This is a genomic window from Paenibacillus kobensis NBRC 15729 (assembly GCF_004000825.1).
In the GTDB taxonomy this organism is placed as follows: domain Bacteria; phylum Bacillota; class Bacilli; order Paenibacillales; family Paenibacillaceae; genus Paenibacillus_T; species Paenibacillus_T kobensis.
The window spans coordinates 58,503-75,546 of the sequence record NZ_BILZ01000019.1; the positions used below are offsets into that span (position 1 = coordinate 58,503).

Below are 17,044 nucleotides of genomic sequence, written 5' to 3' on the forward strand. Positions count from 1 at the left end.
AGCACAGGAGCGGAACGGGATAAGAACGGTTGCTTGCGTATGCGGAATTATTCCAGAGCAAGCAGCCGCTAGGAAAGTTAACGGATCTGCTGCTGCTGCGGACTCCGCTCTTCAGCCGAGCAGCCGCCTCACCGGCTTCCAACGGGATACCCCTTCGAATATCCGGCCGACCCCTCTCGTAATCCGGTCATAGTACACATAAGCCATAACGACGACAAAAGCCGTGAAGAGAAGAAGAAGCATGGGCTCTACGTTCAGGTTAACGGCCAACACGAGCGCGAAAGAAAGCGCGGCGGCGACTAGCAGCACGTTCTCGTAGACGATCGAAGACAGCAGCGCGGCAAGCGGCACGCCTTCTCTCATCGCCAGCACGATGCGGCCCGCATAGTTCCAGAAGCCGCCGGGGATGTACTTGGCGAATTGCGAATCGATAAAAATCCGCAAGCCCTGCAGCAGCCCGAGCCTCCCGCTTAAGCCGGTGCGCATACGCCCAAACACCTTGCCGTTGCCCATTCCCACCGCATTGACGATGAGTACCCATATGCTTGCTTGCAGCATCAGGAACACGGCGAACAACGCCATCGACAGGTAGAACCGATAATCCGCACGCACCAAATAGTCGAGCAACTCCGCAGCCTTGAAAGGCAAGCTGCGCGCAACGAAATAAACGAATTGCCGCTAGCAGCGTCTTAAGAACAGCCGGCCGCCATCTGTGCAGCATCGTCCCGACTCCTTCGTTCCTTCCCCTTAGATCGGGCAATCCACTAATTGTAAGAGGGAACTGTAAAGGGCGGTGCATGGTTTCGTTATCCGCGCATTAATTTACTGCCCGCACCGGAATGATGCGGCTTTATCTTTATCGCATGCCAAAAAAGCCGCATCGGATTCGATCCGATGCGGCTCCCTTGGTTACCGGGCGCTGACAGTTGTCTTCCGTATCACGGGAGCCAACCGATAATCTGAAGCACCGTCAGTATGACCTCGACGACGATCAGAATGACGATGACCCATTCGACGAACAACCCCCGAATCGAGTGGCTGATCGTGGAGAAGCCCTCCATAATGCGGTACAGCACTTCCGTCTTGCTCTTTAATATGGTGAACCGGTCGCTCAACTCGAAGAATTCGAGCATCCGGTCGTAAAATTCGCCCGCATTGCTGCTCGACCATGTTATGTCGGGCTTATCGAGAATCATGATGTATGAAATCGTATTGTATTCGTGGCGCATAATGATCGCTGTTGTCCGGGCCAGCTCCTTGTTGCCGATGGACAAATTGCCTTTCTCCAGCCGGTCGATCATATGCTCGAGTTTATCATGGATTTTGCCAAGCTGCTCCTCGATCTTCTCCAGCGCCACCGACTTGGCCAGAACAGTCGAAATGAGCTCCGGGTGGAACGGCTCGACCTCAGACACCACGACGTACTCGTCGGTTAGCTCAAGACTCCCCTTCTTATCGTTCTGAAGACGGTAATCATCGGTATAATGATACGCGCTCTGAATATCGATATCCGGTTCGAACGTCTGGATAAAACGGAAAAACTGGTGAATCTCATCCGCACTCGAATGATTCACGAATACGACGCTCCCGAAAGAGAAGACGAGCACCTGCTGCGACTTATCCATCGTCTTGTGCAGGATCGACTGCAGAATGTCACCTTTGAGCGTCAAAGGCTCTTCCCATGTAAATTTTTTCGGAATACCGCAGTGGATAGCAATTTTGTTCAAATCGATTTCGTTGGTAATTGCGAATGCCTTGAACGTAATTTCTTTCATCCTTGTCACCTCATATCCGCCTGCCTAGGGTCCAGCCGTACAGGAGGCGGTCGTGTCGCTAGTGTAGCAGATAAAAGCTGCTTCTATTGTTAATTTATTGTAAAACAAATTGATTATACATGATAGATTACTTTTGGATCACCCGCGCAGCAGCGGTTCATTCGATTATGAGGCAGAATGCTGTATAATAATGGGGAATGAAAAACAAACCGGCCACGAATCGTCATTATACGGGCGAAGCGCATAAGCAAGGAGAATGAGAATGGGCAAAATGGATGAAATCATTATCGTAGTGCCAAGAGAGCAGCTGTTTCAGGACGAGGAGCTTGCTTTTCAAGGCGTACAGCGGGACACTGCGGCTGTAGAGACCATTAACCGTATCATTGCGGAGAACTACACCACGTTGCGACGCGGAGATGCGGAAGAGAATGAGACGTATAAGCAGCCGATTCCGTACTGCGTCATTCGCCGCGGCAGCGAAATCTATATGTACCGGCGTCTGAGCGGCGGCGGAGAGGCGCGTCTTCACGATAAGCTCTCCATCGGCGCCGGCGGCCATATGAACGATAACGACCGGGCCGAATCGTTCCGTGAAGTGCTGCGGATCAATCTGGAGCGCGAGCTGGAAGAGGAATTGATCATTCACTCCCAATCCCGCGAATTTACAACCGTTGGCTTCATCAACGATGACGGCAATGAAGTCGGCAAAGTACATATCGGTCTGCTGGTCATACTCGATATCGAAGCCGGCGGCACAGTCGAGGTTCGCGAGACCGACCAGCTTCAGGGCGAGTGGATTTCCGCTCAAGGACTGCTGCAAGAGGATGTCTATTCCCGGTTAGAGTCGTGGTCGCAGATCGCGGCCAAAGCACTCGTATAGTGACCGAAAGGGGCTGCCGTATGGCAGCCCCTTTCAATGGTATAAGACCCTCCTGCCGGTTAGGCAGACTACTCGATATATACCTGCTAGCTGACTCCGAACCGCTTCTTCGCTCTCTCACGGGCGCGCTCGATCTCGACTTCCCGGTTGCGGGGCTCGGCATTCGTCACAAGGGAATCGAGCAGCTTGCCGGCTGCGGCGGCGACTTCCTCTACTGCCCGTTGGAACGCTTCTTCGTTCGCTTTGGATGGCGAGTTGAAACCGGACAGCTTGCGGACGAATTGCACGGCTGCTGCCGTAATTTCATAGTCAGTGGCCGGAGGGTCGAAATTGAATAACGTTTTAATATTGCGGCACATGCTTTATCCCATCCTTTGCATCGGAAGTGTATCGGATTCATCACATCTCTCGTAACTGTAACATGCCGCTTCAAGTTGGGAAAGCCTGCACAGCCTTACTCCGCCCTGTCCGTACCTTCAGAACCCGATTGTTCCGCGATTAATTCATATAGGTCTTGGGCTTGGCATCCGATCGTGTCCGCAATCGAAATCGCGACCTTTAAAGGCATAATCCTTATACTCCCGATATAATCTGCGATTCGCTCCGGTTTGTACCGTAAGGCCCGGGCCAGCTCCTCGACGGACATTCCATGTGCCGTTAGCTGTTCTTGCAGCAAGCATCGGCCCAGCTCAAATTTCATGGCATGATCACCCCTGTATCAGCCTAGCCAACAATCGGAATATTCATCCAGAGCTACTTCGATGCTCAGCGGAGACTGGGCTTAGCTAATCCACGTTCCGTTCGCTTGTGCGACTTGCCACTTGCCGTTGACGAACTCCACGATGACCTTCGTTCCCATGGCGCCTTTACCCGATTTGAACTTGGAGCCTTCAAGCACCATTTGTTTCTCGGACAGCTCCACCTTGTCGACCCGCAACAAGATGCCTTTCAGTGCAAACCACTTCATCAAACTGCTCTGCTCCTCTGCCCGCAGCTGCTCATAGGTGGCTTCCCTCACAGGAACCTCATACTTGCTCAAGGTATTCAGAATCTGCTGCTTGTCCGTATCGTCGATATGCTCAAAGTTGCTCATATCTACGGCAATGTACTCCATACCAGAATTCAATCCCTCATCAATAGGCATAAATGCATCGAGGGCGAGACTATATAGCCCCCCCATATCGGGATTGTGCTCACGGTCGAATACTCGGATGGAAGCTGTCGCATCACTGCCTGTGACCGCCACGGATACGGTCCAGACAGCGTCGCTAGGATCATACTTTGCTCCTGTTACAACCGGAAAGCTGCCCTCACCTGCATAGGAAGAGATCGCCTTCTGGATCGCCTCGGACTCTGGCAATGCCGCTCCTTCCGGCTTCACCGAGGCGATGACTTCGGCCCGTTCCGCTCTCCCTTGTGCTGGATACGATTCATTAATCATGCCATCCGACCACACTTTCACTTTCATCCCCAGTTTAATGTCGGCCGGCATGTTCCCGAACCAGATCGCTTCATAGAAATGGTTCATGCCGCCATTCGCGCTGAAGTCCCGCGGTTCAGGAGACACAACGAGCATGCGGTTCCCGTCGGTACGGACAACGTACCCGATAAAGCCGGCATCCTCTGCCGGTTGCACCGCTGGCGCCGCTTGCTGTTCATTCACAATTTTTGGGATCGAAACCGGGGGATTCCCATCCATATTCGTATTCGTATTCGTATTCGAACAAGCTGTTATCACTAATGCGCTTATCGCAACCGTTATCACGGTCTTGAAATTCATGATGCTCACTCCCATTGATTGATCGTGTTCAACAGGACAGACGAGAGCAAGCACCGCTTAGGTTGCAATTCCACATCATCCAAATTGAGGTGAATAAGCCTCGGACAGTAGCCTACGACTTGAATGATAACCCCTGCTCCTGCAGCGCGCTGCGCAGCTTCGGCATCGAGGCCGGTCCCATCCCGTGGAATTGTAATATTTCCCGTTCGCTATATTCAGACAGCAGCTGCAAGGAAGTAATGCCGTGCTGCTCCAAAGCCCGCCGTGCCGGCGCGGAGAGCAGAGCCAGGAATCCGTTATCAGGCTTCCGCTCCTGCTCGCAGACCGGGCAGGTCGGACAATCGCTGCTTTTGTAATACTGGTGTCCTTCACTGCAAGTTCTTAAACTTTTGGGTGTAACCACCATGCCTGCCCCTCCCAATCCTTTATCCTCACGTTACTCTGCCCGAGTCCATTCGTCTTGCATGAACCACGTGCCGCCTCCCGCCTGAACGCGGTGGGAATGTCCCCGGTCATCCTGCAGGTCAAATATGAACAACCCTTCGTCCTCGTCATATCCGACAGGGACCACATTCGCCGTGTTCAAGTCCAACTCTTCCTGATACTTCCCAAGCAAACGGTCAACCGCCGCCTTATTCTCTTCTGTCTCATCGTGCAGACCCAGATGCAGCATCAAACTCTCCTTATCTTCTTCCGTTATTGCCCGCAAATACCGCTTCACATCATCGGCCATGTACGGGTATTGATTCAGCATAGGAGAGTCGAATAGCGGCTCGCGGCGGGCATCGTCCCGAATCGCTTCCATTCCCTGTTCTTTATTATACTTCACCTGCAATGGAACGAAGCGTTCCTTCCCGTCCTGCATGCCTGTAATTCGGTAATGCTCGATATAATATTGTTCGTCCTGTTGGTTCGAATCAAAGGAAAGCGACAGTTCGGTCAACTGGTCAAAATGCAACCGAAATCCCGCAAGGACGACACGCATCGTCTCCGGCGTATTCTCATTCTCCGCATGTGCTGTCAGCACAGACAGCCTCTCGGCATCTTCCTTCTTCAGCGCCTCAACAAATTTACCGGCATCCTGTGCGGAAATATGCTCAAGAGACAGCGCCGCATCGTCAGTCGTTTCTCCCGGCGATGATACTGCTTCTTCCTCTGGGGGAAAGACCTGTTCCTGCGGATCATCTAGTGTCTGCTCCGGCTCCGGCTCTGGTTCCGGCGATACAATAGCGGTTCCGGGCACCGGTGCAGGCTTATCCTCCTGGCTGCATGCTGCCAAAATAACGGTTAGCATAGCTGCAAGCAGCAGAGCAAAAACTCGGTTCGAAGCAACCCGATTGTTCGCCATTCTTCCATTCTCCCCTTTGTTCATATCGTTATAGGAACAGACGGAACCACTGGTAAATTGTTGCGGAATAATAGAAACTTATTACCGCTTGTACGCATACAGGAATCTTATAAATAGTGTCGAATTTTATTCATACAAAAATGTGTACGTACTCTGAGGTGACTCCATGAGCTTGTCTTGCATCAAGACGCCCGTTCTGCTCTTATGCGCAATTGTTATTCTTCTTGCTGCCTGTCCGGCAACCGGCTCTGCAGAAGATATACAACCACCCGAAACCGTAATTCAAGAATGGGAAATTCAATGGTTTAATGAACAAATGCAGCCGGAGCGTCTTACTTCGCCCTCCATCACCGAGCCTTGGCTGGAGGCCAATACTCATGCGCCCGCCAACCAGATTCCGAAAGGCTATACCGGAGCGTGGATCCACATTGCCGTCCCGCCCACCGCAGGCTGGCCGTTACCTGGTTTGCTTATCGGCCGTCTATATGGAGCCGACATCACCGTTTACAACGATGGCAATCTGTTGTACCGGTCAACCCGGGAGTTCAGCTTTGAACGGGGTACCCTGCTCTTGGAACTCCAACCGAAGTCCACGGCTTCGGATCTATATATTCGTATCAATTCCATGGAACGCGCTGGACTGAACAGCTCCGTTCGCATTGGGGGCTACGAGCATTTGTCGCACTCGAGGGTTGCGCAGGCCATACCTAACCTTGTGCTCGGCTGCTCGATCGCCTTCATGGCTCTGATCATGCTGCTTATTTCCGGCTATCTGAATGTTCGGCAGCGCAAGCCGTGGGTACTGCTCGGCCTGTTCGCACTATCTGCAAGCTTCCTGATCTTAACCAACTATACGCTGCCGTATGTTTACTCCACAGCTTATGGCAGATTACTGCTGTTTCTATATGATCTGTCTATGCTTACGGTATTTCCTGCCTTTCATATGTACGCAGCGACTATTTTCGAGGGGAAGCTGACCTTCTACCGGACGTTCGGCCGATGGTTCACGGCTTATTGCCTGTTCGGCCTCCTTGTTCTTGTCGCATACAATCTGGCCGGAGACCCGCTCTTTGTCTATTACAAGCTGTTTACGCTAACGCTGCTGCTTCCCTTGCTGCTCATTCATCTGGGCTTGGTCTTCAGTCATTCGGTTATCCAATCTGTTCGGGGCCATAAGAACAGCATCATTCTCGCCTCGGGATTTCTTGCTTTTACCGTCATGTTCGCAGCAGATCTGTACAGGTTCTATACGGACGAATCCCAACCCATGCCCTTCTTATGGCAGATTGGCGTCGTCCTGCTCGTGATCTCGCTCGTCATTGTACTAGCCCGGCGAATTTCCGCGGACCATAAGCAGTTGGTAACATACTCGCAGGAATTGGAGCAGTTCAACCGTCAACTGCAGCGCACGGAGAAGCTGAAATTTATTAGCGAAATTGCCGCTTCGATCGTCCATGAGGTGCGGAATCCGCTGCAAGTGACGAGAGGCTTTCTCCAGTTCATCTCGGGCAAATCGGATGAGGCTTCGAAATCCCATTTCTCCATCGCAATCGAAGAATTGGACCGGGCATCCGTGATCATCACGGACTTCCTTACCTTTGCCAAGCCCGAATTGGATTCGAGTATCGCGGAACTGGATATTCAGCAGGAAATGGCCGCCATCAAGACCATTATGAACCCGTTGGCCGTCATGAATGGAACGGTGCTGCAGCTGCATGCTGCGGATAAGCTTTATGTACTCGGCAACACTTCGAAATTCAAACAAGCTTTCATGAACATGATTAAGAACAGCATCGAGGCGATTCATACGAAGGAAGACGGAATGGTGACGATAAGCGCATACGAGGAGAACGGCATGGCTGTCATTCGAATCCGCGACAACGGGGAAGGGATGAGCAAAGAACAGATCGCCCGGCTAGGCGAGCCCTACTACTCGACCAAAGCAGCAGGAACCGGACTCGGTCTGATGGTCACCTTCCGGATTATCGAAATGATGAAGGGGACACTGGAGTTCCGAAGCGAGCAAGGACAAGGCACCGAAGCGTTAGTCCGGTACCCTCTTGTGCATAAGCCAACCTAATTTTATATTAAATCCTTCTCTTCAAGCACAGGAATAAGGGGGGCGGCGTCGAATCATTAGGGATCCAAAACGAGTTTGCTCCCTGAGGTGACTTCATGAGCTTGTCTCATATCAGGTCGCCCATTCTTTTTCTATGTGCAGTCGTTATGTTTCTACTGGCTTTTCCGCACATCACTGTTGCAGAGAAAGCAGCGCCAGCTGAAATAGCCATCCAAGAGTGGGAGATCCAATGGTTTAATGATAAAACGCAGCCGGAACGCTTCGAAACGCCGTCCCTATCCGAACCTTGGCTGAAAGCGAATCTTCGCAAGCCATCCAACCGCATTCCGGACGGTTACAACGGGGTATGGATCCATGTCGCCATTCCGCCTATACTAGGCTTGCAATCGCCTGGTATGCTCATTAACCGTCTATACGGAACCGGTATCTCGGTCTATCATGAAGGCGATCTCCTTTACCGGTCGGACCGCGATTTCAGCTTTGACCGCTATATGCTGCTATTGCCGCTGACGCTTCGATCCGAACCAACCGATCTGTATATTCGAATTACGTCTTTGGACCGCGCAGGGCTGAACAGCTCCGTACGAATCGGCAATTTCGATGAGCTGTCGCGCGCCAACATCATCCAAGAGCTGCCCAGTCTTCTGCTTGGCTGCTCGATTGCTTTCATGGCGCTCATCATGCTGTTAATCTCCGGCTATTTGAACATCCAACAGCGCAAAGCTTGGATATCGCTTAGTCTGCTGGCGCTTGCGGCGAGCATTATGATCGTTACGTTCTCCACATTCCCGTTCATGTACTTCAAGGCGTACGGCAAGCTTCTGCAATTTCTTTTTGACCTGTCCATGCTAGTTGTATTTCCTGCGCTTCACTCATACGCGGCCACCATATTCGAGGGCAAATTAACCGTATACCGGAAATTCGGGCATTGGTTTATCGTTTATTGCGTATTCTGCTTCTTTATCCTGTTGACATACAATCTGGCCGGGGCATCCTTCTTCGTGTACTACAAGCTGTTTACATTCACGCTTCTTGCTCCTTTGTTGCTGGTGCACTTGGCTCTTGTATTGGGGCATTCGGTCGCCCAGTCTATCCGTGGCAACAAGAACAGCTTGATTCTGGCACTGGGGTTTCTCGGCTTCACGATCATGTTTGCGGCCGACATCTGCATCATCTATACCGACGAATCTCAACCGCTTCCGTACTTGTGGAAATTCGGCATCGTATTGCTCCTCGTCGCGTTCGTCATCGCGCTCGCCCGGCGAATTTCGGCGGATCACCGGCGGATCATCGCGTACGCGCAAGAATTAGAGCAGTTCAACCGCCAGCTGCAGCGCACGGAGAAGCTGAAGTTTATTAGCGAGATCGCCGCTTCGATTGCCCACGAGGTGCGGAACCCGCTGCAGGTAACAAGAGGATTCCTGCAGTTCATCTCCGGCAAGTCGGACGAAAGGTCCCAGTCGCACTTCTCCATCGCAATCGATGAATTGGACCGGGCATCCATGATTATTACCGACTTCCTCACTTTCGCTAAACCAGAGCTGGATACGAGCATCACGGAGCTCGATATCCAACAAGAGATGGCTGTCATCGAGACCATTATGAGTCCGCTGGCCGCCATGCATGGCACAGTGTTGCAAGTTCAGTCATCAGGCGGGCTCTACGTTCTCGGCAACCCTTCGAAATTTAAGCAAGCCTTCATGAATGTGGTGAAGAACAGCATCGAATCGATTCACAAGAAAGAAGACGGGCTGGTCAGCATATGTGCATGTGAGGAGAACGGCATGGCCGTCATTCGGATCACGGATAACGGAGAAGGGATGAGCGGGGAACAAATCGCCAGACTCGGAGAACCTTATTACTCGACGAAGGAGACAGGAACCGGACTCGGTCTAATGGTGACCTTCCGGATCATCGAAGTGATGCAAGGAACGCTGGAATTCCGCAGCGAGAAGGGACAAGGAACCGAAGCCGTGGTCCGCTTCCCTCTTGTTCATCAATCTTAAGGCTCGAAGATGCCCCGGCATGCGCTTGTCGCATACCGGGGCATCGCTATTTCCCAGGCCGAACCGTCAATCAAGCCCGGTAATAAGACATGACCCAACATACGCCGTTCCGGTCTTTCACAACAGCCAGCAGCCCATTGAATGGAGCTTCATAAACTTCCGTAACCACTTGGCCCTCGTCTGCGAACTGCCCGTAGACGCTCCGGAATTGCTCCTCCGTCTCAAGCTTTAAGAACACTCTGACGTAGTCGCCCTGAAGGAGCGGCTTCGCAGCTTGAACATCTGCGAATTTCAACGTCGCTCCTTCCAGCTTCAAGTCCGCGTTCATCACCGTCTCCCCTTGCTGGCGCAAGATGATGATTTCCCCGCCGAGTACGCTCTGATAGAAGCCGATCTCATCCTTGCAGTTGTCTACTACGATAAACGGAAGTGCCGTAATCATCGTTACATCCCCCTCGTGAGTAAATAATCGCTTAATTCTGTTCCCGGTCGCTTAGATTGCGAAGCACCTTCTTCAGCAGCTTCAGCATAAGTCCATATTCCTCGTCTGTCATGCCCTTCCGAGTCCGGGACTTCACACGGTTCAGCGCTTCCTGCACCATCGGCACCACCTGTCTGCCCTCTTCGGTCAGATAGAGCAGTTGGTACCGGTTGTCGGAAGGGTCGGCTTCTCTTCTCACATACCCTTCTGCTTCCAGCTTGGCGATCGCTTTGGCAGTCGTCGTTTTATCGATGAGCAGCTTCTCGCTCAGCCCCTTCTGCGTGATTGCCTCTCTGCCTGCTATGGCCATAAGAAAAATGTACTGGCCGCTGCCGATCCGGTAAGGCGCCAGCTCGGCGGATATCATGACCTGCATGTGCCGGTAGATGGCCGAAATATACTGGCCGTGCGATTCCGAAGCCGCCGCTCCGCCATGTTCCTCAAGATTCTGCACCATATCACCTTCTATATAGAATGCTATTGCAACTAATTGGTGATTACAGTGTATGCCAAATAGGATGCTATTGCAACTATTTTATATAAACGCTGTTTTTGAAAATATTATTGCTCTATTGAATTTTTGAATCCTTTTTTGAAGAACTACGTTTATTCCACAAGAGATTTGCCTAATATTTCTTCCAATGCGCTCAACAATTTTTTATTTTGTCCAAAATAACTGATAACAAGTTCGTCTTGTTGATATAAGTGCGGAATTCCAGTGAAATCGACTGAGGGATTTGTAAGCACAGGAATCAATTCTTTTATGGATTCTTCTGCTGATACAGGGTTTTCGATATAAACTCGCTCATTTTCTTCAACCATTAAAACGGCGGTTTTTAAATCTAGTTGTGGCATTTCTTTTCTTACTTCCTTTGTAATATCTTTTACTTTTAGGTCATGACCTTTGAGTTCACTTATAAATTTTGCTGTGTTAGAATTGTCTGAATTTAAGAATGAATACCCGAAAATAACACCTATTATCGTCAACAGAAACATTAGAGACAACAAAATTCTCCTCAATTTCTTTCCCCCATAACCAAAATTAAATACCCATAATATTGACGTGACAAAATCAACAATAATTGTTGCTGGATGAGAGAAAGCGCACCTTCCTCTGGAAGAAACCAAAGCAACTTGAATAAAGAGCGGTTAAACTGTTGCTCTATGGTCCTCATTCGCATCCGGGCTATAGAATCGGCCATGCTCCGTCTCTTGAAGAGCTCTTTCTCATCCTGTACACTCCCTTTTTAGGCATCCCCGCCGATCATCAATAGCAACAGAAGCGACAACGTAAAAAACAACGGTCTGACTAAAGGCACCTTGACCGTAATTTCTTGTTCCGGCTCGAGAACTTGTGCGATCCGGTAATCCAGCGTCGCCGCGGCGAAATGTATCGCTGCCGCATGCTGCCGTTGGTTCCCCAGCTTCGCCAGCTTAAGCAGCACGCTTGCCAGCGGCAGCTCCGTTCCCATACGGCGAATCGCGAACCGGTCGGCGAGCAGCTCCATCCACGTCTGATAGTAACGCAGCAGCGACCGCATAATCGGCATATAAGAAAACCCTTCTGTCGCCAGCCTCATTATAAATAACTTCGCATTATCACGGTTGCGGCAATGATGCCATTCATGCAACACGATGGCTTCGACCTCGTCTTCGCTGAACATATTCAGCACCGTGTCGGAGATGATAATCGTTGGTCTGCGTATTCCAAGCGCCATCGCGACGAAAGCATCGTCCCGTACAACCCTAATACCGACTCCAAGGTCCCGGTACTTGTAAGCGAGACGTTTCGTTAATTTCACATGCTCGCGAGAGCGAAAATGGTTCCGCCATTTCTTCGTCCAATAGGCTTGCGAGCCGAGTCGCCACAACACTCTTGCAAGCGTAAACCCGAAGATGAGCCCTGCCTCGATACCGGTCACGATGACGCACTGCCCCCCGTCACTGCTGACGGAGCTTGCTACGAACATCCATGCTTGTACGCCGAACAACACAATGAAGCCGGCCATCAGCACATACACCCACCTCAGCTTGGCGGAGGCGTTCATGGCTGACCCCTCTTCTTCTTCAGTTCGGTCAATTTGCTTTCCAGCTTGGCAATCAGCTCATGGTCCACTTCTTCAAGCGCATCAATCATGTGGCTTACGACCAAGCTCCCGTATTCCTGGATCAACCCCTGCGATACGGCCTTCGTCTGCTCCGAGAGAAACTGCTCCTTCGTCTGCACGGTGCTGAACCGTGCCGCTTGCGTTCTGCCGGAGCCGAAGAGCGCTTTCGTCAGGTGGCCCTTGTCGAACAGCCGGTTCATAACGGTCGTCACCGCATTCACGGAGATCGGGTTATCTTGATTCAGAATCGTCTGCACTTCCTTGACGGTCATGCCTTCGGAGGACCACAGCAAGTCCATAATCTTTGCTTCCAGCGGTCCGAAGAACCGGTTCAACCCTTCTCCGCTCACGTTCAGCTTCTTAATCTTCATTCCATCACACCTCGCGTTGATTCCCTGTATCCCGATGATCAGCTCTGGATCCACTCTCACAGCAGCAAATCTATTATACCACCTCTCTTCGCCTGTAATAAAATGGACAAAGAACCGCCTAAGAAAGGCAGTTCTTCGTAACTTGCGTGTATTCCGGGCATCGTTCTAGTTAAGCAGCGTCCATACACTGGCTTTACCCGGCGTTTCACCCTGGGTCCACCATTTTGCTTGATACGTATGGCCGTTATAGACGACTTTGTCCCCACCGTTGTAGGCCTTAATGGAGTTCCAAGTCTGAGCTGTGCCGGTGGAAGCCGCCTTCCAGACGTCCGATACGTCAGGCTGTTCGCCCTTCGTCCACCAGCCTGCCGTATATTCGATCCCGTTATAAGTTATCTTATCTCCAGCCAGGTAGATCTTGCTGCCATCCCAAACGGCAGCCGTTCCCGACGGCGGCGGAGTCACCGCTTTAGGCAGTGTGCTTGCCGATAACGGTATGCTCGATGCCGAGCGGTTGCCCGCATTATCGACTGCCGCCACGGTATAGAGATAGGCCGTGTCAGCCGGCAAGCCGCTATCCGTATACGAAGCTTGCGACGTCGTGCCGATTACTTTGCCGTCCCGGCTCACTTCATAGCTCTTAATGCCGGCCGAAGCGGTTGAAGCCGTCCAAGCCAGCGTAATGCTGCTCTCCGTATGGCCGGAGCACAGGACGCCTGCCGGAATAGACGGCGGCAGTACGATCCGATCCGGTTCCGTCGGTGGAGTCGTCGTACCGCCGCCTTGCGTCAGATTCACATCAAGAACCTGATAGAACGCATTGTCGGTGTCGCCGATTTCCCACACGCTTAGAATAATATAGTAACCCGTCCGGTCCGTCGGCACGCTGCACTTGTGCGTCACCGTCATTGCAGGCTGCTTGTTGCCGCCGTCCACCGTACAGAACGGCTTGGACTCCAACTGATCGCGGCTAAGCGGCTTATTCGGATCCCAACCGATCTTCGTCATATAATACTTCCAGCTCTCCGTTGCGTGGTTAGCCGTGAACTTCCAAGTAAAGCTGTTCTCGCCGCCCTTCATGTCAACCTTCTTCCACCGGTCAGACTTCTGCACATCCAGTTCCGGATATTTGCCTGCGCCGGCGATCTGTCCGTCAGCCGGTCCGGTTGCCGGGAAACCGCCTTTGCCTTCCACGCTTTGCGGTTCGTATTGAATCGCTCCGCAATCTTTATTGATTCCTTGCTGGCACAGCACGGTCCGGCTGGCTGGCGAGTCGATGTAGCCATGGGCCGACGCTTCGCCCGAGAAAGCGAACAAGCAGGCTAAGCCGAATACAATGAACCCAAACATTACGGCCGGCTTAAACGGGCGAAGGCCCGCCTTCAGCCCGCCCCCGAGCGGTTGCTCTGTCATCATCATGTTGATTCCCCTCACGTATTGGAAAATAGCAGTGCTTTCCGAGCATACCGGACTGTCGAAAAGACAGCCAGATTCCAAAGTCACTGGGGGAATTTTCTATGAATGCTTGCCGCCGTTCAGGTTGCTTCTTGCAACCGGTATGAACGGAACGGGACCCGAGTCGCATGATTTATCTATCGTTCGATTAAACCTCGCCCATAATTGTAAATATGTATAAAGTTTAGCTGTAGTATTTTCCCATATCAAAATAGGCTGGATTCATCTGTTGGCGCCTTACCTATATGCATCCCTTATCCTAGAATGGGGGTCGTTCGCCTCCATGGTTCGCATTCGATTTTATGCCAAAATCCCCTGCACCTAATGGCGAGGGGATAATACTATTATGCGGTGTCCTACTAATAACGGTGCTTCTGCCTTCTGATCCATTGGGTCGCAACCCACTTCTCCCCGGCAGCAACGGGACTGCCTGCATGCAGCGTCAGTTCGTTCAGACGGTGGTCGTTGTAGAAATATTCGAAATAGACGGCACTGCCTTTGCGCGGTGTTACGGTCAACCCAAGGGAAGGGAAGCAGGTATCGCCGCCTTCTTCCACGTCGTTCAAATACATCACAAGCGTGCTAATTCGGTTATCACCCGCGTTATCCGCCGTAAAATAATCATAGTGAGGCTGATACTGTTCGCCGGGCTGGTAATGAAGAATTTGCAGCGGCTCCGCATGCTCCAGCGGCACGTTCATCAGTTCCGCCGCCCTCGCCTCGATGGTCCGGACCAGCCCGTTCTCGCCTTCCTCGAAGAACATGCTGCTGCTCGTTCGAATCTCGCTTACGGCATGTGACTGGCCAATCTTAGACCGCTGCATTCTGTCCTTCGCTAACGCAATTAACGTATCGCATTCTTCGCTGCTCAGAACATTGTCGAGAATGAGAATGAGCGGTTCATCCATTTTCCCGACAATAGAGATCTTACGGTCTGACGTTACGATCTTATTCCCCGTCGCTTGAATAATCGTCTGCTCTTTAATGGCCATCGTTGCATCCTCCATCTTCAAGGTTGAGGAAGTCATCGAGTCTGCACAAAGTCAGTAATTAACAGTAAGTACGAAAGACAGTGACATCAGTTTCTGTTTCATCATTAGCAGCTGCCGGTAATAAAAAGCATGTCTTATAAACCCTATAACGCGGAGAGTGACTACATGTCAATAAGAACCGTATTATTCGACTTCGCGCGGCTTCGCCAGAACCGGATATCGGCATGGACGGATGAGGACGGGCTACATGCCATGGGACCAGGCAATGAGGAGCGGCAGATAGAGAAAGCTCGCGATGGTCGTTAACGCCACGTTCATGGCGACCAACTCCTTGTCGCCGCCGTACTTCTCCATCATGACGAGCGAGTTGATAGCCGAAGGCATCGAAGACTGAACGAAGAGAACGGATGCTTCCAGACCGTGTATCCCTAATAGAGAGATCGTCACCCAGGACAAGAAAGGCACGCCGAAGATTCGCAGCAGGACAGCAATCCATAATTCCCGTCTCATGCTGCTGCGCCAGCTCGATTTGCGCAATTGCATCCCTAACATCAACAGGACGATTGCCGCGTATGCGCCGCCTATTAACTGAAACCCGTCCTTCAAGCTCGCAGGCAGCGGAATGCGGAAGAAATACAGGATTAAGCCCGCCGCAGCGGCATAAATAAGCGGGCTTCGCACCATTTTCCCAACCGCTTGCGCCGGGCTGAATGAGCTTCTGGATGCAATGAACAACCCGAGGGAGTTAACGAGCACAATATGCAGCACAACGTTCGTCACGCCAATCGCAAAACCCGCCGCACCGTATGCCAGCAGCAGCAGCGGCAAGCCATAGTTGTTGGAGTTGGCGAAAATCGTCGTCATTTCCATCGCCCTTAGCGAGGGGCCGTCAAAGCGGAACAGCTTGCCCGTGCCGTAGGCAGCCGCCCAACATAAAGCAGTCTGCACGAGTGTGAATAATGCGATATGCCCGAATGATGAACCGCTCAAGCTGCTGTCCGAAAGCGCGCCTATGATGAGGCAAGGGGCGAGCACGAACAAGCTGACATCCGCCAATACTTTGGAATCAGGGGATTTGTATTTCTGATAGAGATATCCTAAAAAGCATGCGAGCAGAATAGGAATTGTTACCGAACCGAAAATTTCAACATACTGTCTCATGAAAACCGCCTTCTCTCTTGCTGCCATTTTTAATCATTATAGAGAAGAACGGTATATTGTTTAAATATATAATAGTTATTTATATTATAGGTTTTATCTATATAATAGTGCAGGTTGAAGCAGCTTCAACCTCTATTGCACGGTCACGGCGCCTAAGAACCGTTCGGCCAGCGCTTCCGCGAACGGAGCAATTATATTCTGGTTCCACTGCCAATGATCAAGCAATAGTCCCGCTAGTCTCGCCAATATCATACTCTTCTCTAGCCTTCTTCACGTGAGGAAAATGATCCGTGGCCCAAACATTAAGCATTCTCATACAAGGAATGAGCGTTTCCCCGAGGGGGGTCAGCGTATATTCCACGATTGGCGGCACCACTGGCGTTACTTTCCGGCCAACCAAGCCGTCCCGCTCCAGCTGTCTCAGCGTTTGCGTCAGCATTTTCTGCGATATGCCCTTGATGCGACCCATCATTTCTCCATACCGGACGGTGCCATTCTCTAAGGAGTAGATGACCAAAGCCGTCCACTTGTTCGATACGATCTCCAATACATGGCTGTAAGTGCATTCCTCTATAGATATATCCGGCGTTCTCACATCTGCCGCCTC

At 51.5% G+C, this 17,044-nt stretch carries 19 protein-coding genes; 3 read left to right on the forward strand and 16 right to left on the reverse strand.

Translation table 11 applies throughout. From position 1 onward, the window contains the following. Nucleotides 1-111: 111 nt before the first annotated feature. Complete coding sequence (locus PKO01S_RS13150) at nucleotides 112-648, reverse strand: hypothetical protein (RefSeq protein WP_164779593.1); 537 nt, start codon at nucleotides 646-648, stop codon at nucleotides 112-114. A gap of 290 nt (nucleotides 649-938) precedes the next feature. Further along, nucleotides 939-1,775 (reverse strand): RMD1 family protein, encoded by an 837-nt coding sequence (locus PKO01S_RS13155; protein WP_127531803.1) that lies wholly within the window; start codon nucleotides 1,773-1,775, stop codon nucleotides 939-941. Nucleotides 1,776-2,037: 262 nt separating this feature from the next. Here PKO01S_RS13155 and PKO01S_RS13160 point away from each other — a divergent pair, with 262 nt between their 5' ends. Then, on the forward strand, nucleotides 2,038-2,655 hold the full coding sequence (locus PKO01S_RS13160; protein ID WP_127531804.1) for a hypothetical protein: 618 nt from the start codon (nucleotides 2,038-2,040) through the stop codon (nucleotides 2,653-2,655). 86 nt (nucleotides 2,656-2,741) lie between these two features. Here the strand turns inward: PKO01S_RS13160 and PKO01S_RS13165 are convergent, their stop codons facing one another. The 5 genes from PKO01S_RS13165 to PKO01S_RS13185 all read right to left on the reverse strand — a co-directional run bounded on the left by PKO01S_RS13165 (nucleotide 2,742) and on the right by PKO01S_RS13185 (nucleotide 5,783). Beyond that, nucleotides 2,742-3,014 (reverse strand): DUF2277 domain-containing protein, encoded by a 273-nt coding sequence (locus PKO01S_RS13165; RefSeq protein WP_127531805.1) that lies wholly within the window; start codon nucleotides 3,012-3,014, stop codon nucleotides 2,742-2,744. Between the two features lie 95 nt (nucleotides 3,015-3,109). Then, nucleotides 3,110-3,355 carry a helix-turn-helix domain-containing protein gene (locus tag PKO01S_RS13170; protein ID WP_127531806.1) on the reverse strand — a complete coding sequence of 82 codons (246 nt, stop codon included), beginning with the start codon at nucleotides 3,353-3,355 and terminating at the stop codon, nucleotides 3,110-3,112. Nucleotides 3,356-3,436: 81 nt separating this feature from the next. Then, complete coding sequence (locus PKO01S_RS13175; protein WP_164779594.1) at nucleotides 3,437-4,435, reverse strand: YobA family protein; 999 nt, start codon at nucleotides 4,433-4,435, stop codon at nucleotides 3,437-3,439. Between the two features lie 112 nt (nucleotides 4,436-4,547). Next, nucleotides 4,548-4,838, reverse strand: coding sequence for an RNA polymerase alpha subunit C-terminal domain-containing protein (locus tag PKO01S_RS13180; protein WP_174818570.1), 291 nt, complete (start codon nucleotides 4,836-4,838; stop codon nucleotides 4,548-4,550). A gap of 33 nt (nucleotides 4,839-4,871) precedes the next feature. After that, nucleotides 4,872-5,783, reverse strand: coding sequence for a hypothetical protein (locus PKO01S_RS13185; RefSeq protein ID WP_127531809.1), 912 nt, complete (start codon nucleotides 5,781-5,783; stop codon nucleotides 4,872-4,874). A gap of 166 nt (nucleotides 5,784-5,949) precedes the next feature. Here PKO01S_RS13185 and PKO01S_RS13190 point away from each other — a divergent pair, with 166 nt between their 5' ends. Both PKO01S_RS13190 and PKO01S_RS13195 read left to right on the forward strand, forming a co-directional pair. Then, complete coding sequence (locus PKO01S_RS13190) at nucleotides 5,950-7,863, forward strand: sensor histidine kinase (protein ID WP_127531810.1); 1,914 nt, start codon at nucleotides 5,950-5,952, stop codon at nucleotides 7,861-7,863. 101 nt (nucleotides 7,864-7,964) lie between these two features. Next, on the forward strand, nucleotides 7,965-9,869 hold the full coding sequence (locus PKO01S_RS13195) for a sensor histidine kinase (RefSeq protein WP_164779595.1): 1,905 nt from the start codon (nucleotides 7,965-7,967) through the stop codon (nucleotides 9,867-9,869). A gap of 70 nt (nucleotides 9,870-9,939) precedes the next feature. On the opposite strand, the gene PKO01S_RS13200 is transcribed toward PKO01S_RS13195, so the two are convergent. The 9 genes from PKO01S_RS13200 to PKO01S_RS13240 all read right to left on the reverse strand — a co-directional run bounded on the left by PKO01S_RS13200 (nucleotide 9,940) and on the right by PKO01S_RS13240 (nucleotide 17,032). Then, nucleotides 9,940-10,311 carry a VOC family protein gene (locus tag PKO01S_RS13200; RefSeq protein ID WP_246070564.1) on the reverse strand — a complete coding sequence of 124 codons (372 nt, stop codon included), beginning with the start codon at nucleotides 10,309-10,311 and terminating at the stop codon, nucleotides 9,940-9,942. A gap of 31 nt (nucleotides 10,312-10,342) precedes the next feature. Further along, complete coding sequence (locus PKO01S_RS13205) at nucleotides 10,343-10,807, reverse strand: MarR family winged helix-turn-helix transcriptional regulator (protein ID WP_246070565.1); 465 nt, start codon at nucleotides 10,805-10,807, stop codon at nucleotides 10,343-10,345. Nucleotides 10,808-10,956: 149 nt separating this feature from the next. Beyond that, complete coding sequence (locus tag PKO01S_RS13210) at nucleotides 10,957-11,355, reverse strand: hypothetical protein (protein ID WP_127531812.1); 399 nt, start codon at nucleotides 11,353-11,355, stop codon at nucleotides 10,957-10,959. Nucleotides 11,356-11,597: 242 nt separating this feature from the next. Next, a complete protein-coding gene (locus tag PKO01S_RS13215) occupies nucleotides 11,598-12,398 on the reverse strand; it encodes a M56 family metallopeptidase (protein WP_127531813.1) in 801 nt (266 codons plus the stop codon). Continuing rightward, complete coding sequence (locus PKO01S_RS13220; protein ID WP_127531814.1) at nucleotides 12,395-12,829, reverse strand: BlaI/MecI/CopY family transcriptional regulator; 435 nt, start codon at nucleotides 12,827-12,829, stop codon at nucleotides 12,395-12,397. Before PKO01S_RS13220 ends, PKO01S_RS13215 begins: the two co-directional genes overlap by 4 nt. A 165-nt stretch (nucleotides 12,830-12,994) precedes the next feature. Further along, entirely contained in the window at nucleotides 12,995-14,248 is a 1,254-nt protein-coding gene (locus tag PKO01S_RS13225) for a lytic polysaccharide monooxygenase (protein WP_127531815.1), read from the reverse strand. Nucleotides 14,249-14,643: 395 nt separating this feature from the next. Next, nucleotides 14,644-15,276, reverse strand: coding sequence for a 2OG-Fe(II) oxygenase (locus tag PKO01S_RS13230; RefSeq protein ID WP_174818568.1), 633 nt, complete (start codon nucleotides 15,274-15,276; stop codon nucleotides 14,644-14,646). Between the two features lie 243 nt (nucleotides 15,277-15,519). Then, a complete protein-coding gene (locus tag PKO01S_RS13235; protein ID WP_164779596.1) occupies nucleotides 15,520-16,437 on the reverse strand; it encodes an AEC family transporter in 918 nt (305 codons plus the stop codon). Nucleotides 16,438-16,654: 217 nt separating this feature from the next. After that, entirely contained in the window at nucleotides 16,655-17,032 is a 378-nt protein-coding gene (locus PKO01S_RS13240) for a winged helix-turn-helix transcriptional regulator (RefSeq protein WP_127531817.1), read from the reverse strand. Nucleotides 17,033-17,044 lie beyond the last annotated feature (12 nt).